18 protein-coding genes are annotated in these 22,236 nt (G+C 67.9%); 7 read left to right on the forward strand and 11 right to left on the reverse strand.

Features of this window, described 5'->3' with window-relative positions; translation table 11 throughout:
• Window positions 1–8 precede the first annotated feature (8 nt).
• Window positions 9–1,355 (reverse strand): substrate-binding protein, encoded by a 1,347-nt coding sequence (locus tag KTN05_RS03290; protein WP_217327953.1) that lies wholly within the window; start codon window positions 1,353–1,355, stop codon window positions 9–11.
• 172 nt (window positions 1,356–1,527) lie between these two features.
• On the opposite strand from KTN05_RS03290, the gene KTN05_RS03295 reads away from it, so the two are divergent.
• Window positions 1,528–3,099 (forward strand): XRE family transcriptional regulator, encoded by a 1,572-nt coding sequence (locus KTN05_RS03295; RefSeq protein WP_217327954.1) that lies wholly within the window; start codon window positions 1,528–1,530, stop codon window positions 3,097–3,099.
• 7 nt (window positions 3,100–3,106) lie between these two features.
• Here the strand turns inward: KTN05_RS03295 and KTN05_RS03300 are convergent, their stop codons facing one another.
• The 4 genes from KTN05_RS03300 to KTN05_RS03315 all read right to left on the reverse strand — a co-directional run bounded on the left by KTN05_RS03300 (window position 3,107) and on the right by KTN05_RS03315 (window position 7,994).
• A complete protein-coding gene (locus KTN05_RS03300; RefSeq protein ID WP_254367953.1) occupies window positions 3,107–5,833 on the reverse strand; it encodes a sensor histidine kinase in 2,727 nt (908 codons plus the stop codon).
• Window positions 5,833–6,129 (reverse strand): hypothetical protein, encoded by a 297-nt coding sequence (locus KTN05_RS03305; protein WP_217327955.1) that lies wholly within the window; start codon window positions 6,127–6,129, stop codon window positions 5,833–5,835. The genes KTN05_RS03300 and KTN05_RS03305 overlap by 1 nt, the downstream gene beginning before the upstream one ends.
• Window positions 6,126–6,509, reverse strand: coding sequence for a response regulator transcription factor (locus KTN05_RS03310; protein WP_254367954.1), 384 nt, complete (start codon window positions 6,507–6,509; stop codon window positions 6,126–6,128). Before KTN05_RS03310 ends, KTN05_RS03305 begins: the two co-directional genes overlap by 4 nt.
• 108 nt (window positions 6,510–6,617) lie before the next feature.
• A complete protein-coding gene (locus tag KTN05_RS03315) occupies window positions 6,618–7,994 on the reverse strand; it encodes an HTTM domain-containing protein (protein WP_217327957.1) in 1,377 nt (458 codons plus the stop codon).
• A gap of 83 nt (window positions 7,995–8,077) precedes the next feature.
• Between KTN05_RS03315 and KTN05_RS03320 the strand changes: the two genes are divergently transcribed.
• Window positions 8,078–8,437: a DCC1-like thiol-disulfide oxidoreductase family protein gene (locus tag KTN05_RS03320; protein ID WP_217327958.1), complete on the forward strand. Its 360-nt coding sequence runs from the start codon at window positions 8,078–8,080 to the stop codon at window positions 8,435–8,437.
• A 66-nt stretch (window positions 8,438–8,503) separates the two neighbouring features.
• On the opposite strand, the gene KTN05_RS03325 is transcribed toward KTN05_RS03320, so the two are convergent.
• The 3 genes from KTN05_RS03325 to KTN05_RS03335 all read right to left on the reverse strand — a co-directional run bounded on the left by KTN05_RS03325 (window position 8,504) and on the right by KTN05_RS03335 (window position 10,224).
• The gene (locus KTN05_RS03325) at window positions 8,504–8,815 is read right to left on the reverse strand and encodes a hypothetical protein (protein WP_217327959.1); all 312 of its coding nucleotides are present in this window, start codon (window positions 8,813–8,815) and stop codon (window positions 8,504–8,506) included.
• Window positions 8,816–8,937: 122 nt separating this feature from the next.
• Complete coding sequence (locus KTN05_RS03330) at window positions 8,938–9,657, reverse strand: anti-sigma factor (protein ID WP_217327960.1); 720 nt, start codon at window positions 9,655–9,657, stop codon at window positions 8,938–8,940.
• A 51-nt stretch (window positions 9,658–9,708) separates the two neighbouring features.
• Complete coding sequence (locus KTN05_RS03335; RefSeq protein ID WP_254367955.1) at window positions 9,709–10,224, reverse strand: RNA polymerase sigma factor; 516 nt, start codon at window positions 10,222–10,224, stop codon at window positions 9,709–9,711.
• A gap of 60 nt (window positions 10,225–10,284) precedes the next feature.
• Here KTN05_RS03335 and KTN05_RS03340 point away from each other — a divergent pair, with 60 nt between their 5' ends.
• Window positions 10,285–11,553, forward strand: a complete 1,269-nt coding sequence (locus tag KTN05_RS03340; RefSeq protein ID WP_217327961.1) for a S8 family serine peptidase — start codon at window positions 10,285–10,287, stop codon at window positions 11,551–11,553.
• 59 nt (window positions 11,554–11,612) lie between these two features.
• On the opposite strand, the gene KTN05_RS03345 is transcribed toward KTN05_RS03340, so the two are convergent.
• Window positions 11,613–12,497, reverse strand: coding sequence for a LysR family transcriptional regulator (locus tag KTN05_RS03345; RefSeq protein WP_217327962.1), 885 nt, complete (start codon window positions 12,495–12,497; stop codon window positions 11,613–11,615).
• A gap of 225 nt (window positions 12,498–12,722) precedes the next feature.
• Between KTN05_RS03345 and mmsB the strand changes: the two genes are divergently transcribed.
• From mmsB to KTN05_RS03360, 3 genes are all read left to right on the forward strand, one after another.
• A complete protein-coding gene (gene mmsB, locus KTN05_RS03350; RefSeq protein WP_217327963.1) occupies window positions 12,723–13,619 on the forward strand; it encodes a 3-hydroxyisobutyrate dehydrogenase in 897 nt (298 codons plus the stop codon).
• Between the two features lie 24 nt (window positions 13,620–13,643).
• Window positions 13,644–15,146 (forward strand): CoA-acylating methylmalonate-semialdehyde dehydrogenase, encoded by a 1,503-nt coding sequence (locus tag KTN05_RS03355; protein ID WP_217327964.1) that lies wholly within the window; start codon window positions 13,644–13,646, stop codon window positions 15,144–15,146.
• A gap of 97 nt (window positions 15,147–15,243) precedes the next feature.
• On the forward strand, window positions 15,244–16,446 hold the full coding sequence (locus KTN05_RS03360; RefSeq protein ID WP_217327965.1) for an ABC transporter substrate-binding protein: 1,203 nt from the start codon (window positions 15,244–15,246) through the stop codon (window positions 16,444–16,446).
• Between the two features lie 65 nt (window positions 16,447–16,511).
• Here the strand turns inward: KTN05_RS03360 and KTN05_RS03365 are convergent, their stop codons facing one another.
• Entirely contained in the window at window positions 16,512–16,931 is a 420-nt protein-coding gene (locus tag KTN05_RS03365) for a hypothetical protein (protein WP_217327966.1), read from the reverse strand.
• Between the two features lie 15 nt (window positions 16,932–16,946).
• Window positions 16,947–19,892: an ATP-dependent Clp protease ATP-binding subunit gene (locus tag KTN05_RS18025; protein ID WP_254367956.1), complete on the reverse strand. Its 2,946-nt coding sequence runs from the start codon at window positions 19,890–19,892 to the stop codon at window positions 16,947–16,949.
• A gap of 140 nt (window positions 19,893–20,032) precedes the next feature.
• Here KTN05_RS18025 and KTN05_RS03380 point away from each other — a divergent pair, with 140 nt between their 5' ends.
• Window positions 20,033–22,126: a serine/threonine-protein kinase gene (locus KTN05_RS03380; RefSeq protein WP_217327967.1), complete on the forward strand. Its 2,094-nt coding sequence runs from the start codon at window positions 20,033–20,035 to the stop codon at window positions 22,124–22,126.
• Window positions 22,127–22,236 lie beyond the last annotated feature (110 nt).

Genomic DNA, 22,236 nt, shown 5'->3' on the forward strand with positions numbered 1-22,236 from the left:
CAGTCAGATCAGCACTGGTTCGGCTCGTAGGGGCCGAGCTCGCCTTCGAAGATCGTCGGGTCATAGGTGACGTCGGCGCGGGCGGTGCGGCCGACCACGTTCAGCACGTCGAACTTGCTGGTCGGGTTCTCGTTGCCGCGGACGACGAGCACTTCCTTGAAGCACTGGTGGTCGGCGTCGCGATACAGCGTCGGGCCGTTCCCCGCCCCGTCGAACTCGAAGCCTTCCAGCGCCTTGATGACCTCGGGCGGATAGAAGGTGCCGGCCCGTTCGCAGGCGTCGGCGTAAAGCAGCGCTTGCACATAGCCCGTATGCGCCGACTGCGAGGGAGGGGAGCCGTATGCCTCGCCATAGGATTTGGTGAAGGCCTTGGTGCCTTCGTCCTCAAGCGCCCAGTGCCAGTTCGAGGTGCCGATGATGCCCTTCACGGCCTCGCCCGCGCCCACTGCCATCAGCTCCGAGAACATCGGCACGACGATCTCGAAGTTCTTGCCGTTGGCCTGCCGGTCGCGCAGCCCGAACTGCACCGCCTGCGGCAGCGAGTTCACCATGTCGTGGCCGTAATGGTTCAGGATCAGGACATCCGCGCCCGAGTTCATCACCGGCGTCAGATACTGCGAGTAATCCCCCAGCCCCAGCGGGGTGCGGACCGCCGCGACGGTTTCCCAACCCAGCGCCTCGGTCGCGGCCTTGATCGATTCCTCCTGCGTCCAGCCCCAGGTGTAGTCGGCGGTCAGGTGATAGGCGCGGCGGTCGGTGCCGTATTCCTGCGCCAGCAGCGGCGCGATGGCGACGCCCGACTGATGGGCGTTGAAGAAATGCCGGAACCCGTAGCGGCGCTTGTCCTTGCCGGTGGTGTCGTTGGAATGGGTCAGGCCCGCCATGTAGATGACGCCCTTTTCCTGACACAGCGACTGCACCGCGATCGCCTCGCCCGAAGTCACGCTGCCGGTCACCATGATCGCGCCGTCACGCTCGATCATCCGGCGGGCGCCGTCGCGGGCGGCGTCGGTGTTGGTCTGGGTGTCGCCGGTGACGAACTCGACCTTCTTGCCCAGGACGCCGTTGCCCTTGAGCGACAGCGGCTTCAGCGTGTTTAGCATCCCGCCGTCGCCTTCGCCGTTGATGTGCTTGACGGCAAGCTCATAGGCCTTGAGCTGGTCCAGCCCTTCCTCGGCATAGGAACCGGTCTGCGGCACGTTGAAGCCGAACACGACCCTTCCGTTGGCCGGGTTGTTGCAGAACTCCTGCCCATAGGAACGGCTGGTAAAGACGAGCGGCGAGGCCAGACTGGCCGCCACGCCAGCCCCCATCGTCTTGAGCAGGCGGCGCCTGCCCAAAATCAGCTTGGTCATCTCTTCTCCTCCCAGAGTCTCGGCTGTTGCCGACGTTTCTTCCGGCAGGATGGGGGAGGATGGCAAATCGTGGCAATATGAATTTGATTTGCATGGATAATTCTGTAAACATGACGACAAATGCAACCGCGTTTCTGTCAATAATTTACAGAACCCAACGCAAAAGGACCCCATGCGCGCGCCCATCGGCATCCGTATCCGACGCCGCAGACTTCAGATGAACATGTCGCAAGTCGCGCTGGCGCGGGCGGCCGAAGTCTCGCCGAGCTATCTGAACCTGATCGAGAACAACAAGCGCGATGTCGGCGGGCGGCTGCTGCTGCGCATCGCCGAGCAGCTCGGCCTCGGGATCGAGGATCTGTCCGGCGATCCCGAGCAGCGTTCGCTTCATGCGATTCAGGAGGTGCTGAACGATCCGCTGCTGCATGGGACGGGATTCGAGCAGACCGACCTGCGCGATCTGGTCGCCCGCTTTCCCGAGGTGGCGAAGGCGCTGACATTGCTGCACCGCGCCTCGGGCGATGCCAACGCCGAGCTGGAAGCCTATGCCAACCGGCTCGATTCCGATCCGCTGCTGTCCCAGATGCTGCACGAGGTGCTGAGCCGCATCACCGCCATGCGCTCCAGCGCCGAGATCCTGTCGGGGGTCGAGGATCTGGCACCCCGCGACCGCAGCCGTTTCGCGGGCTCGATCACCCGCGAGGCGCGCGACCTGTCCGAGACGATCCAGGGGCTGGCGTCATATTTCGATCTCGCCTCGTCGCGGCGACGCTCGATCTCGCCCGTGCGCGAGGTCGAGGATGCCTTCATCGCCGCCAACAACCACTTCCCCGAGCTTGAGGAGGTGGCGGAGACGCTGCGCGCCGAAATCCTGCAAAGCGGAGCGGAGTTCGGTGAGGCGGCGCTGGCCGAGGCGCTGCACCGCCGTTTCGCGATCACCTGCAGGCGCTGGCGCGAGACTGCGCGGGATGTTTCCGGCGGCAAGCGGATGACCGGGCAGGTGCGTTTCGACGACGGGGCCGAGCGGGTGCTGTGGCTGCGCGGCTCGACAACCGCGGCGACGCGCCAGTTCCAGATGTGCCGGCTTTATGCCCAGCAGGCCGCGGCCGAGCAGCTTTCGCGGGTCTGCGAGGGCTTCGACCTGACATCGGACGATGCGCGGCGGCTGGCGCTGGGGGCGCTGACCTCCTACGCGGCGGGGGCGATGGTGATGCCCTACAAGGACTTCCTGTCCCATGCCGAGGAGCGTCATTACGACATCGACCTGCTGAGCCACAGCTATACCGCCAGCTTCGAGCAGGTGGCGCACCGGCTGGTCACGTTGCGCCGCAAGGGGGCCGAGGGGGTGCCCTTCGGCTTCCTGCGCGCCGATCCGGCCGGGCAACTGACCAAGCGGTTTCCGCTGCCGGGGCTGACCCTGCCGGGATCGGGCCATGGCTGCCTGCTCTGGCCGCTCTATGCCGCTGCCGGCGCGCAGGGGGTGATCCGCCAGATCGCCGAGTTCACCAACGGCGCGCGCTTCCTGCTGGTCGCCAAGTCGGTGTCGAAGCGGGTGGAGGCCTGGCATGAACAGCCGCTGGTGTTTTCGATCATGCTGGCCTGCGACCTGCTGCATGCCGACCGCACCGTTTATGGCCGGGGGCTTGACCTGAGCGATGCGGCCACACGGGTGCCCGTCGGTCCGTCCTGCCTGCTTTGCGTCCGCGACGATTGCAGTCACCGCCAGAAGGCGGCGTCGCGCTGATCCGCCGTCATGCCGGGATCGCCTCGGCGTTCAGCGGCAGGGTGATGCGGAAGCAGGCCCCCGGCAACGGTCCGTCCACCAGTTCCAGCGCGCCATTCATCCGCTGCATGATGACATGGCTGATGTTCAGCCCCAGCCCCAGACCGGGCGACGAGCCGCCACGGTCCGATTCAGGCTGCACCCGGACGAACTTGTCGAAGATGCTCTGCCGGTATTCGGGCAGGATGCCGCGGCCGTTATCCGCGATCTCGACGACATACTGCCCGTCTTCGATGCGGGAGCGGACCTGAATCACCGGCTGGTCCGCGTCGTTATGGGAGACGGCATTGGCGATCACGTTGATGAACACCTGGCTGAGCCGGTCTGCATCGCCGAGCACCGGGGCCGCGAGTGGACGCCCCACATGCTCGACGGCGATGCCCTTCTGCCGCGCCAGCGCCTCGCAGACGGCAATGGCGCGGTCGAGCACCGCTTCGGCGTCGATGGGCCGGCTTTCCCAGTTCCGCTCGCTCCCCTCCAATGCGCCGAGGTCGAGGATCTCGTCCAGAAGCCGGGTCAGCCGCACGCTTTCCTGATGGATGGTGCCGACGAAGCGGCTGCGCCGTTCCTCCTCCAGATCCAGCTCCTTCAGAAGGATTTCGGAAATCGAGCGGATGGAGGTCATCGGCGTGCGGACCTCGTGGCTGACCTGGCTGAGGAAGTCGTCCTTCTGCCGGTGCAGGTCCTGCAATCGGGCGTTCGCCTCCTCCAGCTGCCGGGCCGCCTCGCGCAGCTCGCGGGACTTGTTCTCCAGCTCGTGGGAATATTCGATCACCTGCTGGGTTTCGTCGGTGATCCGCATCACCTCCTCAAGCGAGATGGTGTCGCCCGCGATGGCCGTGGAGAGCAGGATATGCGCCGACGCGGCGCCGATGGAGCTGGCAAGCTCGCGCTCCAGCCGGATGACGAAATCCGAGCCGACCGCGAAATCCGCGGCGCTTTCGCCGCGCGGAATTTCGTCGGCGTCGAACAGCGCCTGCGCCCGGCGCCAACCCAGCACCCGCTCGGCCACGAAGAACAGATCGTCGGTGGTCGCCGAACTGCGGATCGGATGCGCCTGCACGTCCCGGCTGGCGCTGAAGATATCCACGAACATCCCCGCCTGGATGCGGTCGAGCGCCCCCTGCGGGGTCAGCAGCGACGCGAAGATCAGCGTGCCGGTGTTCAGGAACAGGCTCCAGAAAACCGAATGGACCAGCGGGTCGAGCCCCTCCATCCCGAAGAGCGCCTGCGGCCGCAGCGCCGCGATCCCCCATGGGCCGTCCGCGATCAGCGCGGCGATGCTGGCCGAGGTGGTCCCGAAACTGGGCAGGAACAGGGTCCAGAACCAGACCAGCGCCCCGATCAGGATCCCCGCGAGGGCGCCACGCATGTTCGCCTCGCGCCAGTAAAGCGCCGCAAGAAGCGCCGGCAGGAACTGCGCCACCCCGGCGAACGAGATCAGCCCGATGGGCGCCAGCGCCCCGGTCTCGCCGGTCAGGCGGAAATACAGGAAGCCCAGTCCCAGCATCACGGCGATCGAGATCCGCCGGCTGCGTTGCAGCAGCCGGGCGATGCCCTGCTCGCCCGAGTCGGCCAGATGGTCGGTGCGCCGCAGCGCCAGCGGCAGCACGACATGGTTCGACACCATGATCGACAGCGCGATCGAGGCGATGATGATCATCGACGTGGCGGACGAGAAGCCGCCGATGAACGCGAACAGCGCCAGCCCGTCCTGACCCGCCGCCATCGGCAGGGTCAGGACGAACATGTCCGGGTTGGACTCCGCCGGCATGGTCGCCAGACCGTAGAAGGCGATGGGCAGGGTGAACAGGCTCATCAGCAGCAGATAGGCCGGAAACGCCCAGCCAGCGGTGCGCAGATGCTCTTCGTCCGAATTCTCGACCACGGTGATCTGGAACTGCCGCGGCAGGCAGATGATGGCGCTGGCCGACAGCAGAAGCACCGTCACCCACCGGCTGCCGAAGGGATCGCTCTCGTGGATCTCGACCCCGGCGGCGAGCGCGCGGGCATAGACATCGGCAGGCCCGTCGCCGAGGCCGAAGACGACGAACAGCCCCACCGCGATCAGGGCCAGCAGCTTGACCACGGCCTCGAAGGCGATCGCCGCGACGACGCCCAGATGCTGCTCTCGCGCATCGACATTGCGGGTGCCGAACAGGATGGTGAACAGCGCCATGCCGATGGCCACGCCGAGCGCCAGCCGGTTGTTGTCGATCCGTGCCAGATGGCTGCCGCCTTCCTGTGCGCTGGAAATGACCTGGATCGAGGTCGTGATCGCCTTGAGCTGCAGGGCGATATAGGGCGTGATCGTGATCACCGCGATCAGCGTGACCAGCACCGCAAGCCGGCTCGACTTGCCGAAGCGCGACGAGAGCAGGTCCGCGATCGAGGTGATCCGCTGCGATCTTCCGATCCGCACCAGCTTGCGCAGGATGAACCACCAGCCGACGAAGACCAGCGTCGGCCCCATGTAGATCGCGACGAACTCCAGCCCGTCCGACGCGGCGGTGCCGACCGCGCCGTAGAAGGTCCAGCTGGTGCAATAGACCGAGATCGAGAGCGTATAGACCGCCGGGGACCGCAGGAACCCCGCCCGCCCGTGCCGGGCAAAGCCGTCCGAAACATAGGCCAGCACGAACAGCAGGCCGACATAGGCGACCGCCGTCATGATGACGAAGTCCGGCGACAGCATCAGCTGTGGTCCGCCTGACCGGAATCGGGGGTGGACGCTTCCGGGTCTATTTCCGGGCCGATCTCCGACTGGCGCGGCAGGTGGCGCGACAGCACGAAAGCGCCCGCGACCAGCGCCGTCCAGATCGCAAAGAGATAGACCACCTCAAGCGGGATGCCGAACAGCATCCTTCCGACCCTGAACAGGTTGAGAAACGGCGGCAGCAGCAGAAGCAGGGCAAAGACCGGGACCACGAAGGCCGCATCCCGCAGCCGGCGGTGAAACCCGGCGCTGCCCGGCCTCGGACGCGCGGTCAACCTGTGAGGCAGCATGCCGGGCGGAGGAGCCGCCGCACCTCGTCGATCACGACGTCATTGGCGAAGGGCTTGGTGATGAACCCGTCGGCCCGCAGGTCCAGCGCGAGTTGCCGATCATGGCTCCGGCCGCGCGCGGTCAGGATCAGCACGGGGGTCCGGGCAAGATCGGGGTCGGCCTTCACCGTCTTGAGCACGTCCAGCCCGCTCTGTCCCGGCAGCATGATGTCCAGAAGCAGCAGCCGCGGCCGCTTCTGCCGCACACCTCTCAACGCCGCCTCGCCATCGGTGACGGCCTCCACCCGCCAGCCGGCGCGTTCGAGGATGAAGCTGACCGGATCGAGAATGGCAGGCTCGTCCTCGGCAATCAGAATGTCGATCATGACGCCGTTCCCCCCTCGGCGGATTTTTTCCATGCTAGGCGGATGATTGCCAATCGGGCAAGTCCCACGAAATGATCATGTGCGCCCGGCGGTATGGCTGCGCGCCGATCAGAACCCCGCGCGGCGGTTATCGGCGACGCCCCAGGATGGCGTGCCGAGCGGCAGAACCCAGGGATCGGCGGCGAAGAGGTTCCTTGGCACCTGTGTCAGGTCGGCCGCGGGGTCGATGAAGGTCTGGCAGGGACGGCCGTTCAGGGATTTGCAGATCTCGGCGTGGACCGAGACGTTCCTGCCCTGCTGCGCCCAGAGTTCGGCCAGATGGTCGGCGAACTGGTGGATCATGTCCGGCCGGACCATCATCTTGTCGCTCTGGCGCGGGGTGAGGAAGCTGCCCGGATCGACGCGCCAGCTGTCTCCGCTTTCGCGGTCGGTGACCACGAACGCGCCCACCGCGTCGCGGTCGTAGATGCGCATCCGCCAGGACAGGCGGTGGCCGTCGCCGCTCCACCGGATTTCGGAATCGAAGACCGCGCCGCGGATCGGCAGCACGAGCTGCACCCCGATCCAGACAGCCATTCCCAGCAGCGCGATGCGGGGAAGCCGGGGTGACGGGCCGGCCGGCCTCTGCGGCACGGGCAGCTGTCGGCCGGAAAGCCGGGTCGCCACCCGGCCTGGCCAGTCCGGCGCGAAGAAGATCGTGGTGGCCGCGATCGCCATCCACGGGAAGATGCCGATATTGAAGAAGAACGCATTGGCCGCGTGGAAGGCGCAGTAGGTCAGAAAGACCGGGAGCCGCGTCCGGGGGGTCAGCAGCAACGGCGCGCCGATGACATGCAGCGCGATCACCGCCCAGCATGCCAGCACGATCAGCCAGTCCTGCTGGAACAGCGGCTCGATCCACATCCCCTCGGTCCGGCCCTTCAGCCACAGCCCCAGCGGCTCGCCCCGCAGCCAGTCGGGCGTCAGCTTCACCAGCCCCGCATAGATCAGCATGATTTCCGTCTGCGCCCGCAGGATGAACACGGCGGCACGGGGGATCGACCGGTTCCGGCCCGGCCGGATCAGGGCGTCCAGCGACCAGACCCGTGCCGCCGGCAGAAAGCACATCAGCACGGCATAGAGGATCACGAGGTAGAAGTGGTTGAGGTATTCGGCGGCATCCAGCAGGAAGAAATAGCCGAATAGCAGCGTCAACGCGACGGTCGCGACCCGATAGAACAGCCCCAGCATCACCATCAGCGCGGCGACGCCCACGCCCAGCCAGGCAAGGTGGATCCACGGCTCGGGCAGGGGCGTCACCCAGCCGAAACCGGGATAGGAGAAGTGGAAATCCGGCGCGATCCAGTAGCGCCAGACCCGGTCATACCGGATGAACCGCCAGCAGTCCCAGACCAGCAGCGCGCCGAACAATATGCGGAAGACGGCCAGCGACTGCGCCGGGACGGCCTCGGACAGGCGGGTCTTCATGCTGTTCATCCAGGACATCGGCGCTTCCCTCTGCTCTCCTCGTGATGGAATTACGCGGCGGGCGGCGCGTTATTCCCTGTGCAGCCGAGAAGGGTAGCAAAATGGCCGACGCGCTCGAGATCTACTACGACGGCGAATGCCCGTTCTGCAGCGCCTATGTGCGGATGCTCAACCTGCGCCGCGCCGTGGGGCGGGTCGAGCTGATCGACGCGCGCTCGGGCGATCCGAAGGTCGCCCGGCTGCTGCGAGCCGGGCTGGACCTCGACGAAGGGATGGCGGTGCGGCACGGCGGGCGGCTCTTTCACGGGGCCGATGCGGTGCAGCTGCTTTCGGCGCTTTCCGATAGGGGCGTAATGCAGGTGCTGCTGCGTTCACCCCGGCGCGCGGCGATCCTGTATCCGGTGCTGCGCGCGGGGCGCAGGCTGACGCTGCGATTGATGAACCGGCGCGGCCTGCGCTGAGGGGGCAATCGCGGAAGTGCCGGCGGGCGGCCGGCACTCCCGCGATCCCGTGCATTGGGACGTGGATCAATCGTCGTCGTCATCCCGATGCGGACCGCGCCGGTGGCGGCGCCTGCCGTCATCATCGTCGTCGTCATCGCCCTGCCAGCCGCGGACTGCGCGGCGGCGGCCATCGTCATCATCGTCGTCGTCGTAGCGATGAAGGCGTTGGCGGAAACGACCGTCATCATCATCATCATCGTCGTCGTGATAGGAGCGGCCGGTCTGCGACAGGACGACGCCGTTCAGGATCCGCTCCAGCGGATCGGCGAACGTGGGGGCGGGGGCGGACGCGCCGGCAAGCAGCGCGCCGAGAGCCGTGATCTTCACGATCTGCATGATCTTCTCCTGTTTCCGAGGCGGCGCGTTGGGTGCCGCAGGAGGATTACGGCGCAGGCTGGCGGTTATTCCCGGCCACCGCATCCGCCCCGCTAACCTCACGCCGATGTGACCCCAGCGGGTCAGGGCAGGGCCGCCAGCAAGGCTGCCTCTTCCTCCGGTGTCAGCGGCTCGCCCGCGCCGCTCGTCACCAGAAACGCATCGAGCGCCTCGATCCCGCCGGACGTGGGCGCGTAGCCTTCGGCCTCGGTCATGTCCATGGCGAAGCGCTGCGTCCAGCCGCCGTCCTCGCGGCAGGCGACGACCAGCGTCGCCGCCGCGGCGGAACGGGTTTCGTATTCCCGGCAGAACTCGTCGCCGCCGGTCACGTACGAGGCGATCATCACGAGGCTCTGCCCGTTGGGAAGCTCCCGGCTTTCGCCGGAGGCGAGTCCGTCGAGCGCGGCCAGTTCCGCCCCCGCCATGTCGCCGGCCGGACCGCCGAACTGCCACCAGGAAAGCCCGACAACCGCCGCCGCCAGCGCCGCCGCGATCATGGCGAGCGGACGGCGGTTGAGGTTGGCGGCGACCGGCGCCGACATTCGGGGTGGCGCAGGGGCCGGTTCAGACGCCGTGGCGGGCGCTCGGGCCGCCGAGCGGATGCGTGCGATCAGTGCCGCATCGTCATGCGCGGGTTGCGGCGCGGCAGCTTCCTCGCCGAGCAGGCGGCGCGTCTCGCTGAACATCCGCAGCCGGGCCTGCAACTGCGGATCGGCCTCGATCGCGGCGGCAACATCGCGCGAGTCGTGAGCGTCCAACTCGCCGTCGGCGAACGCCATCAGGATTTCATCGGTAATCTGCATGCGCAGTGCCTCGGCCAGTCTGAGGGGTCACATGAAGGAACGTGCGACGGGTCATTTTATTCCCAGCTTTTCGGCTAGCGCGACGCGGGCGCGGGACAGGCGGCTCATCACCGTGCCGCGCGGAATCTCCAGCACCTCGGCGGCCTCGGCGTAGCTCAGCTCATGGATGCCGACGAGTTCCAGCACCTCGCGCTGCTCCACCGGCAGCTCCCGCATCGCGCCCTGCGTGGATCGCAGCATCAGCCGCGCCTCGATGCCCCGTTCCGTATCGACGGGCAGCGCCTCGGGGATGTCGAACACATCGACTTCGGCGCCGCGGGTCCGCTGGCGGCGGGTCATGTCGATGAAGGCGTTGCGCAGGATGCGGAACAGCCACGGCTCGATCCGCGTGGCCGGATCATGGCTGCCGGCGGCAGTGATCGCCCGTTCGACCGTGATCTGGACCAGATCGTCGGCGACATCGCTGCGGCGGGCGAGCGACAGCGCATAGCGCCGCAGGTTCGGCAGCAGACGGATCAGCGCTTCGCCGAACTCCGCATCCATGCCACCCTCCGACCGCTTGACCATGTGGAAGATTTCCCGTTCCGAAGCGTAGTTGTCCGTGAAGGCAAGCAAAGAGGCAAGTTCATGCGGAAGGTCCTGCTCATCCTGTTGGCTGCGTCGATGTCGCTCACGCTCCAGCCGCGCATCGATGCGGAGGGGGTGTGGCTGCTCGCCTCGGCGTTCGCCGACGAGGATGACGACGACGATGACGGCGGCGACGACGACGATGACGATGACGATGATGACGGCCCGCGCGTGCGGGCGGCACCCGCGCGGCCGATCCCGCTGCCGCAGCGGGCCGGGAACGAGATACTGGTCCGCGGCCTCTCCGATCAGGAACTGGCGGAGCTGTCGCAGCAGGACTTCACGGTGCTGGAGCGCAGCGTCCTGGCCAGCGGCGAAACCCTCGCCCGTCTGCGCAAGCCGGCGGTCCTGACCATGGACGAGGCGCTTTCTGCCGCTCGCCAGTCCGCGCCGGCAGGCCGCAGCGACTTCAACCACTTCTACCGATCGGAGCAGGCCGCGAATTGCGAGGGCATCGACTGCCCGGCCCGGCAGATGATCGACTGGCCCGTCTCGGCGGCGACATGCGGGCCGCTGCCGCGCATGGGCATGGTCGATACCGGCGTGAACACGCGGCACGAGGCGCTCGCCGGGGCCAGCATCGACCTGCACCGGATGGAGGACGAGCGCGCCCCGTCGGATCTGCTGCACGGCACGGCGGTTGCCTCGCTGCTGGTCGGCGACCCGGAGAGCCGGGCGCCGGGGCTGGTCCCGCAGGCCGAACTGGTGGCCGTGGACGCTTTTCACCGCGCCGGGCAGGATCAGCGCACCGATGCCTTCGCGCTTGTCCGGGCGCTCGACCACCTGCGGGACCGGCAGGCCAGGATCGTCAATCTTTCGCTCGCCGGGCCGCCCAATGACGCGCTGGAAGCGCAGATCGCCGAGATGGAGCGGCAGGGCCTCGTGCTGATCGCCGCTGCGGGAAACATGGGACCCTCGGCCCCGCCAGCCTATCCCGCCGCCTATCCGCAGGTCATCGCGGTGACCGGGGTCGATCGCCGCGGCGCGGTCTATCGCCGCGCCAATCGCGGCCCCCATATCGACATCGCGGCGCCGGGCGTGGACGTCTGGACCGCCGCCTCGGTCAGCGGCGCGCGCACCAAGACCGGAACCTCATACGCGGCCCCCTTCGTCAGCGCCGCCGCCGCGCTGCTGCTGCAGGCGCAGCCGTCGCTGACGGCTGCGGAGGTGCGGGCCCGCCTGCTGGAGCGGACGCGCGACCTGGGCGCCGAGGGACGCGACAACATCTTCGGCCATGGCCTGCTCACGCCGCCGGCGGGATGTTCCTGAGGGCGCCCGCATCCGACTGTGTGCAAGGCGCGGATGTCGGCACACCTCGCGGCAAGCCCTCAGCGGATCAGCCGTGACCGTTGCTGCCGGATCAGTTCGGCGATCGTGTCGGCCACGACCCTGATCCGCGCGATCTGCCGCAGCGATACCGGCACGATCATCCAGAAGCTGCGGTGGAACGCGACCTGATCGAGCACGCGCACGAGGTCATCCGTTTCACTCACGATGAAGTCGGGCAGCAGGGCGATCCCGGCGCCCGATGCCACCATCGCCTTCTGGGCGATGATGCTGGTGCTGCGGATGGAGAGCAGGTCCGCGGGGCCGAGTTGTGTGACATTGGGCAGATCGCGGGCGGGGCTGTGTTCTCCGACATAGCCGATGAGGCGGTGAGAGGTGAGGTCCTCCGGCCCCGACGGAGGGCCCGCCCGGTCGAGATAGCCGGGCGAGGCATAGAGATGGAGCGAGTAGTCGGTCAGCCGGGCCACCGCGTAAGGACCGCGCTCGGGGCGATCGATGGTGATGAGGATGTCGGCCTCGTTCTTCGTCAGCAGGATGGGCCGGGGCTGGACGATCAGGTCGATCTGCAGCGCCGGGTATTTCTGCTGCAATCTGGTGATGAGGGGGGCGATGATCTGCGTCCCGAAACCTTCGGTGCAGCCGATGCGGACCAGCCCCGACAGGCCCTCCGGCCGTTCGGGCAACTGCTGGCCGATGCGGGCGAAGGCGGCCTCGATCCGCTGCGCCTCGATCCACAGCGCCTCGCCCCGCGCGGTCAGGGCGTAGCCTTGCCGGCTGCGGAGGAACAGTGGCTCGCCGATGCGCTGTTCCAGCCGCTGCAGGCGGCGCGAGATCGTGGTGTGGGTCACGTCCATCCGCTTGGCGGCACCGCTCAGCGTGCCGGCCCGCGCCAGCTCGACGAAATGACGCAGATCGTCCCATTCCATGATCGTCGCCCCGGCTCCCGTCCTATGCAGGCTCTGTGCAATTTTGCACGGCCAGTCTGCACATCCTCGTCTATCATGAAGCTTCGGCGACATGGTATAGGCTTGGACGAAGGTGCATTGCGGGAGGAAGGCAATGCTGCGCCGTGCCGGTGGTCCCATGAGGAAAGGGGCCTTCTGCCGACACGCGCAGATGATCCTTGCGCCGCATTTCCGGGGGAGGAAGGCTTGTCGGTCATCGGCTTCATCGGGCTGGGCACCATGGGTGCCCCAATGGCGCGCAACCTGCTGAAGGCAGGGCACGAGCTTCGGGTTTTCGACGTGACCGCGGATGCCTGCGTCGCCTTGGCCGCGGAAGGCGCGACGGCCGCCGGGACCGCCGTCGAGGCTGCCCAGGGTGCCGACTTCGTCATCACCATGCTGCCGAATGACGCCATCGTCTCGCGCGTGATGCTGGGGAACGACGGGCTGATCGAACGGCTGTCGGCGCGGCCGCTGCTGATCGACTGCTCGACCATCAGCCCGGATACCTCGCGCCGGATCGCCCGCGCGGCGGCCGAGAAGGGCCTGCGGACCATCGACGCGCCCGTGTCGGGCGGCCCGCGCGGCGCGGCCGACGGCACGCTGTCCTTCATGGTCGGCGGCGCGGGCGAAGACTTTGCGCAGGCTGAGCCGGTGCTGAAGAACATGGGGCGGATGATCGTTCATGCGGGGGACAGCGGCGCGGGACAGGTCGCCAAGCTGTGCAACAACATGACCGTGGCGGTGGTGATGGCCGCGACGGCCGAGGCGCTGGCGCTGGGCATCTCGCAGGGTCTCGACCCCGAGACGCTGTCGGGGATCATGGCGGGCAGCACCGCCGGCAGCTTCGTGCTGGACCGCTGGAACCCGTGGCCGGGCGTGATGCCCGAGGCGCCGGCCAGCCACGACTATGCGGGCGGCTTCCAGCTTGGGCTGATGCTCAAGGATCTCAACCTGGCGGTGGCCAATGCGCGGGACGCGGGGGCCTCGGTGCCGTTCGGGGCATTGGCGCAGAGCATGTATATGCTGCAGGCGCGCCGCGGGCAGGATGCGCCGCGCGCCGATTTTTCCAGCATTCAGAAACTTTTCACGCGGCCTGCATAAGCGGCCGGACGAACGGAGGAAGACATGGACGGAGCCAATCACTTCATCGGCGGAGCCTTCGACCCCGGTCTGGGGACGCGCACGGGGCCGGTCTACAACCCGGCCACCGGCGAGGTGGCCTATCAGCTGAACTATGCCGACCGGGCGACGCTGGACCGCGTCTGCGAGATCGCAGGCAAGGCCGGACGGAACTGGGGCAACCAGTCGCATGCGCGGCGGATGCAGGTCATCTTCAAGATGCGCGAGCTGGTGATCCGCGACACCGAGATCCTCGCCGAGCTGATCGGCAAGGAGAACGGCAAGACCATCGACGACGCCAAGGGCGAGATCGGGCGCGGGGTCGAGGCGCTGGAATTCGCCGCGGCCGAGCCGCATGTGACCAAGGGCGAATTCACCCGCAACGTCGGCGGCAACATCGACATGTTCTCGTTCCGCCAGCCGGTCGGGATCGTCGCCTGCATCGCGCCGTTCAACTTCCCCGTCATGGTCCCGCTGGCGATGACCGCGATGGCGGTCGCCACCGGCAACGCCGTGATCCTGAAGCCCTCCGAGCGGGTGCCGGGCGCCGCCGCGCATCTGAGCAAGCTCTGGACCGAGGCCGGGCTGCCCGACGGCGTGTGGAGCCTCGTGAACGGCGACAAGGAGATCGTGGACGCAATCCTCGAGCATCCGGCCATCGGCGCGATCAGCTTCGTCGGCTCGACCGGTGTGGGCGAATACATCTACCAGAAGGGCACCTCGCACAACAAGCGCGTGGCGGCTTACACGGGCGGCAAGAACCACATGATCGTCATGCCGGACGCCGATCTGGACCAGGCGGCGTCGGCCTTCGTCAGCGCGGGCTACGGCTCGGCCAGCCAGCGCTGCATGGCGATTTCGGTCGCCGTCGTGGTGGGCGAGGAAACGGCGACGAAGCTGCGCGAGAAGGTCGTCGCGCTGATCGGCGGGCTGCGGGTCGGCGCCTGGGACACCAAGGGGGCCGACTTCGGCCCGGTCGTCACGGCCGGCGCGCAGAAATCCGTCAACGACGCCATCGCGCGGGCGGTGGACGAAGGCGGCGAGCTGGTCGTCGATGGCCGCGACCTGAAGATCGACGGCTACGAGGACGGCTATTTCTGCGGCCCGTCGCTGGTGGACAACGTCACCATGGACATGCAGCTGTGGCAGGAGGAAATCTTCGGCCCGGTGCGCGCGTTCATGCGGGCCAAGGACCTGGACGAGGCGCTGGATATCGTCAACGCCCATGAATACGGCAACGGCGCGGCGATCTTCACCCGCAGCGGCTATGCCTCGCAGCGTTTTGCGAACGATGTCGAGGCGGGCATGATCGGCGTCAACGTCCCGATTCCGATCCCGGTCGGCTATCACAACTTCGGCGGCCTGCGCCGGTCGAAGTTCGGCGACGCGCATATGTTCGGCCCCGATGCGGCGCGGTTCTACACCAAGATGAAGACCGTCTCGCATCGCTGGCCGGAACCGGAATCGGTTGACGAGGGCCTGTCGATGTCGTTCCCCAGCAACAGCTGACCCGACGAGGATCGGCACCGCGCTCGTGGCCGGGCGGTGCCGGTCCTTTCGTCGCTCTTCGGGGCGAAGCCGGCCAGATATGGGAGGAAACTGACACATGAAATTCGCACTCGGCATTGCTGCCGTCCTGCTTGGCTCGACCGCCGTCGCGCAGGCCGAAATCTCGGACGGGGTGGTCCGCATCGGCGTCCTGTCCGATCTGTCCGGGCCCTATTCCGACTTCAGCGGCCCGACCTCGGTCGAGGCGGCCAGGCTCGCCGTCGAGGAGTTCAACGGCGGCAAGAACGGGATCACGGTCGAGGTCATCGCGACCGATCACCAGAACAAGCCCGACGTCGCCGCCACCACCGCCCGGCAGTGGTTCGACACGCAGGGCGTGGACGCGATCGCCGACATGACCAACTCGGCCGCCGCGATCGCGGTGACGACGATGGCCAAGGATCAGGGCAAGATCACCCTGATGTCGGCGCCCGCCACGACCGAGCTGACCAACGCCGCCTGTTCGCCCACCGGCTTTCACTGGGGCTGGGACACCTATTCGCAGTCGGTCGGCACCGCCTCGGCGCTGGTGGGGCAGGGCAAGACCGACTGGTTCCTGATCACCGCCGACTACGCCTTCGGTCACCAGATGGCCGAAAGCCTTAGCGACACCGTGAAGGCCAATGGCGGCAACATCGTCGGCGAGGTGCGCCACCCGCTGAACACGATGGACTTCTCGTCCTTCCTGCTGCAGGCGCAAAGCTCGGGCGCGCAGGTCATCGGCCTTGCCAATGGCGGCACCGACACGGTGAACGCGGTCAAGGGCGCGGCCGAGTTCGGGATCACCCAGGCGGGCCAGACCATCGCCGCGCTGAACATCGTCATCAGCGACGTGCACGCCATGGGACTCGGGACCGCGCAGGGCCTGACCGGCACGACCTCGTATTACCACGACCGCGACGATGCGAGCCGCGAGTTCGCGCAGCGCTTCATGGAAAAGACCGGCCGGATGCCGGGCATGATCCAGGCCGGCACCTATTCGTCGGTCCTGCATTATCTGCGCGCCATCGACGAGCTGAACAGCGACGACGGCCCCGCGGTCGCCGCCAAGATGCGCGAGATGCCGGTCCACGACGCCTTCGCCCCCAACGGCCGCATCCGCGAGGATGGGCGCATGATCACCGACATGTATCTGTTCGAGGTCAAGACGCCGGAGGAATCGTCGGGAGAGTGGGACTACTTCAAGATCCTCAGCACCATCCCGGCCGAGCAGACCGCCACCCCGCTGGATCAATCGACCTGCCCGCTTGTGACGGGCTGAGGCAGACGCCGATCCGACGTTGCGAGTGCCGGCGTTCCGCTGCCGGCACTTTCCTTTTGATCGCCTCAGTTGAGATGGACGCTCGCCCCCTGTATCCGCTGGGCGCCCTGCGCGCGGCTCAGGATCTGGGTGCCGCGGATCTCGACCCGGCCATCGGAGAACAGCGTGAGGCTCGCCGGACCGCAGCGCAGTTCGAGCCGCTCGCGCGCCTCGATGATCTGCACGGCGCCCTCGTCGGCCCGGACCGTTAGCGCGGGCGGGCGGATGAGGCCGAGGACGACCGCATTGAGGGCGCCGCCGGCCGGGCACCACAGGACGACCTCGCGCCCGCGATCCGCCGGGCCGAGCGGGACCAGCGAGCGCGCTTCCATCGCTGATCCGTCGATTGTCTCGACCAGCGGAAACCCCGAGGCCGAGAAATCCCTCAGCCATCCCTGCGTCAGCCCTGTATCGAAGCGGAAATCACTCGGCTGGCCATCGGGCATCGCGTATCCTCCGGGTCACTGGAAGTCGTAGGAAAAGCCGCGTTCGTCGCCGGTCACCGTGACACGCGCCAGCGCCTCGCCGGCGAGGCGGCGGTTCAGCACCTGCCGGCTGAGTTCGGGCAGCAGGGTGTTGGTCAGGATGGCGTCGATCATTCGGCCGCCGGATTCGACCTCGGTGCAGCGCGCGCGGATGACCTCCATCGTGCCCGCGCCGATGACCAGTTCGGCGTCATGGCCCCGCGCCAGACGCCCGGCGATGGCCCGCAGCTTCTGGGTCGCGATCGCTTCGATCATCGCCGTCGAAAGCGGGTAATAGGGGATCGCCACGACCCGGCCGAGCAGGGCGGCCGGAAAGACCCGCAGCAGGGGCGCGCGCAGCCTAGCGGCCAGCGCATCGGGATCGACATCCCCTTTGCGGGCCGCAGCCATGATCTCGTCGGTTCCGACGTTCGAGGTCAGCAGGATCAGCGTGTTCTTGAAGTCGATCCGCCGCCCTTCGCTGTCGTCCATCCTGCCCTTGTCGAAGACCTGGAAGAAGATCTCGTGCACATCGGGATGTGCCTTCTCGACCTCGTCGAGAAGCACGACCGAATAGGGGCGGCGGCGCACGGCCTCGGTCAGCACGCCCCCCTTGCCATAGCCGACATAACCGGGCGGGGCGCCCTTGAGGGTCGAGACGGTGTGCGCCTCCTGAAACTCGCTCATGTTGATCGTGATGAGGTTCTGCTCGCCGCCATAGAGCGCCTCGGCCAGCGCAAGCGCCGTCTCGGTCTTGCCGACGCCGGACGGGCCGCAGAGCAGGAAGACACCGATGGGTTTCTCGGGGGCGCCCAGATCAGCATAGGCGGTCTGGACGCGGTTTGCGACCATCCGCATGGCGTGATCCTGGCCCACGACGCGCTGGGACAGGATGGTGGCGAGGTTCAACGCCTTTTCGGTCCGGCTCGTGAGCATCCGCCCCAGCGGGATGCCCGTCCAGTCCTGCACGACCGAGCCCACGGCGCTGCGGTCCACCGAAGGCAGGATCAGCGGCCGCTCGCCTTGGGCCGCGCCGAGCTCCGACATGCGGGCGCGCAGGGCCTGCAAGGCTTCCTCGCGCTCGGCAGGGGAAAGGGGGGGCGGGGTTGCGGTATCGGGGGCATTGCCGGTCGGCTCCGGCTCGGCGGCAGCCATCGCCGCGTCCTTGTTGCTCGCCCCGTCCTCGTCTGCCCCGTCCCCGCCCGCGCTCTTCCCGCCCGCGCCCTTCCCGTCTGCGCCGGCCTCGTCTGCGCCGCGCTCTTCCGCACTGCCTGCTGCCGTCTGGGATGCTGGCGCGGCGGACGGCGACGCCTCCTTGCTGCTGCCCGCGGAGGAATCGCCCGGTGCCAAGTCGGCCGCTGCCGTATCTGGCTGCGGGGCCTTCATGCCGCTGCCGTCCGTCCCGCCCACCGCCGCGCCGCCACGGCGAAGCCGGGCCCGCAGCGACAGGATCTCGTCCACCAATGCCCGCTCGGCGTTCCACCGGGCCGCCGCATCGGTCAGATCGGCCTCGGCTGCGGCAAGGGCCGCCTGCACCGCGGCGCTTCGCTCGGCCACGTCCATCCCGATCTCGGCTTCGCGTTCGATGATGCCCTGCTCCACCAGCAGGCCCGCGCGGCGCCGCTCGATGTCCTCGACCTCGGCGGGGGTCGCATGCTGGCTGACCGCCACGCGCGCGCAGGCGGTGTCGAGCAGGCTGATCGCCTTGTCCGGCAGCTGCCGGTCGGGAAGGTAGCGGTGCGACAGCCGCACGGCGGCCTCGATGGCCTCGTCGAGAATTTCGACCTTGTGATGCCGTTCCAGCACCTCGGCCACGCCGCGGCACATGCGGATCGCGGCTTCTTCCGAGGGTTCCTCGATCTTGACCACCTGAAAGCGGCGGGTCAGGGCCGGGTCTTTCTCGATATGCTGCTTGTATTCGGACCATGTGGTCGCGGCGACGGTGCGCAGCTCTCCGCGCGCAAGCGCCGGCTTCAGCAGGTTTGCCGCGTCGCCCGTGCCCGCAGCGCCCCCGGCGCCCATCAGCGTATGCGCCTCGTCGATGAACAGGATCACGGGCGCGGGGCTGGACTGCACCTCGTCGATGACGGATTTGAGGCGGCGCTCGAACTCTCCCTTCACGCTGGCGCCGGCCTGCATCAGCCCGAGGTCGAGCATCTGAAGCGCCACCCCCGCAAGCTGCGGCGGCACATCGCCTTTCGCCAGCCGCAGCGCGAAGCCCTCGACGACGGCGGTCTTGCCGACCCCGGCCTCGCCGGTCAGGATCGGGTTGTTCTGCCGGCGGCGCATCAGGATGTCGATGATCTGGCGGATTTCGGCGTCCCGCCCGACGACGGGGTCGATCTTGCCAGCCTTCGCCCGCTCGGTCAGGTTCGTCGCATATTTCGTCAGCGCGCTGTCCCCGCGTGGCGCGGGCGTCGCGGCCTCGGGCGCGGCCTGCCGGTCCTGTTCGGCCGAACCGGCGAGCAGATCGGGCAGGGCGGCGGCCAGCGAAGCGGCGTCCGGCTTGTCGTATTCAAGGCTGATCTTCAGCAGCAGCCCGGACAGAACCCCCGATTTCAGCGCCGCCAGCAGGATGTGGCCTGAGCGGACGGTATCCTCGCCCCGTTCGAGGCTGGCATAGGCCCACGCCTCCTGAATGGCGCGGAAGATGTGGTCCGAGAACTCCTCGACCGCAGAGGCGCCGCGGGGCAGGGCGTCCAGCGCGCGGGTCGTGTCGGCCGCGAGGCGCGAGAAATCGACGCCCGCCGATTTCAGCAGGATCTCGAAGTCCGAATTAGGCGCGATCGAAAGCTGTTCGATGAAATGCACGAACTCGACATAGGGATTGCCCCGCGCCTTGGCGGTCTGCGCGGCGTCCGAAAAGGCCCGCATGCAGACGGGGTTCAGCTTGCCGACGAGTTCCCGCCGCTTGACGGTCTCGCCCATCGCCCGTGCGGCCATCCGACCTCTCCCTTGGGCAACGGCCGGGCGGGAATCGAAAAATCCGGCACACGGCCTGCAAATGGAGTTTAATATCGTCAGGCGCCACTGGCGACAGTTTTCTTGGTCCCGTTTCCGGCCAGCCTGCGGAGGTCCGGCCCATGATCCCACCGCTGCCCACCGACATCTTCAGCCAGGCCCAGGTGCTGAACAACACCTACGACATCGAGGGCGTCCTCGGCCGCGGCGGCACGGGCGAGGTCTATCGCGCCCGCAACCTCGTCTCGGGCCGGGTGGTCGCGATCAAGGCGCTGGCGCGGCAGTTCTCGGCCAACGAGGATTACATCGATCTCATGCGCCGCGAAGAGGAGATGCGCGACATCGCCCATGACGCGGTGGTGCGCTATACGGAATGTTCCCGCTCGGATGACGGGCATGTCTTTCTGGTGATGGACTACATCGAGGGTCCCTCGCTCGACGCCGAATCGCGCCGCCGCCGGTTTGACCCGCGCGAGCTGCTGATCCTCGGGCACCGGGTGGCCGAGGGGCTGCACGCGGCGCATGCGCGCGGCATCATCCATCGCGACCTGTCGCCTGACAACATCATCCTGCGCGGCGGCGCGGTGGAAAAGGCCACGATCATCGACTTCGGCATCGCAAAGGATACCGCTGCCGGGGCGCGGACCATCGTCGGCAACAGTTTCGCCGGCAAATACGAATATGCCGCGCCCGAGCAGCTGGAGGGGCGGGTGGATGTCCGCTCGGACCTCTATGCGCTTGGCGCCTCGCTGCTGGCGGCATGGCGCGGCGAGATTCCCGATGTCGGCACCACGCCGGGCGAGATCGTGCGCCGCAAGCGCGAGGCGCTGGACACGGACGGCGTGCCGGAGCCGCTCAAAGGCGTGATCGACCGGCTTGCGGCCCCGTCGCCAGCGGCCCGCCCCGCGACGACCGCCGCCGCGCTGGAGCTGTTCGAGGGGGCGCTGCGGGAGGTCAGGGGGTCGCGCCGTTCTGCGGGGCAGGGTGGCCGGGCCCCGCGCAGGCGAGGGGTGCTGCCCGCCGTGCTTTTCCTTCTGCTTGGGGGGGCGCTCGTGGTATTGTGGCAGTTCGGCGCCTTCCAGCGGTTTCTGACGCCCGAGTTGCCGGCGGCCGCGCCTTACCGGCTGGTCGCGAGCGTCGATGGCGCGCCGCAACTCAGCGGCAACGTGCCAGACGCCGATTCCGAAACCCTGCTGCGCCGCGCTTTCGGCACCGCGACCGGCGCCATGCCGCCCGAGGGCGGGCTGACGCTCGCCGCCGGGGTTCCGTCGCCGGAATGGCCTGCCGTCATGGCCGAACTTATCGCCGCCACCGGGGGGCTGGAGGGCTGGACCCTTGAGGCGCAGGACCTGAGCGTCCACCTCGCCGGCCTCGCCCCCGATGGGGAGAGCCGCGACAGGAAGGCTGCCGAGCTTTCCGGGATCGCGGCCGAGGCGGGAATCGATCTCGACCTGCGGTTGGCGGCGGGGCCGCGGATACTTCCGGCGCGGACGGTGGCCGACGCCCTCGCCAGCCATGCGACCTGCGGGCCGCTGGCGCTGAACTCCGCCGCAGATGGCTATGCGATGGGCGACACCGTGCGCGTCACCGGGGACATTGACGCGCCGGGCGACGAAGCCGCGATCCGCGACGCGCTGGCAAGGGTCGTTGGCGACCGCGCCGTTCGGGTCGAGACGGAGGTCGTGAACCCCTCGGTCTGCGCGATCCGGGCGATGCTGCCGGACCTGCCCTCGGGGCGGATGTCCGTGCGGATGTCGGACGGGCAGACGGGCGGGCTCAATCCCTCGGGTGTGTATGGCGTAGGCGCGAACCCGGTTGTCGATATCGAGCTGCCGGTGGCGCTGGATCAGGGTTGGCTTGCGGTGGCGCTGGTCGGCAATACCGGGCAGGTCTTCAACCTGATCCCCAACATCGCCGCGCCCGAGCATCGCATCGACCGGCTGGGGGTCGTGGAGAACGGCATCCGCAGGATACGGGTCCTTCATTCCGTTGCCGAATTCGGTCAGGACAACACGAAGCTCGCCTTCCGGGTCTCGGCCGACGATTTCGGCAAGAGCGAGATCGTCGCCTTCGTGTCGCAAGAGCCGCTGTTCGACGTCCGCCGTCCGCGCGACGAATCGGTCGAGTCGTTCGCCCAGGGACTGGCCGAGGCGCAGGCCCGAAATCCCGGCAACCTTGTGGCGATTGCACGGCGGGTTCTGGAAGCGCGGCCTTGACGGATGAACGCCCCGCTGCGACAATTCAATCAGCCGAGACATACGGATAGAGCCAGAGTCGCGACAGGCAATCTTGCTCCGGGGAAGCTCTGGCCGCCCCTCGGCTGACG

The sequence above is a fragment of the Paracoccus sp. Z118 genome (assembly GCF_019061185.1).
GTDB lineage: Bacteria > Pseudomonadota > Alphaproteobacteria > Rhodobacterales > Rhodobacteraceae > Paracoccus.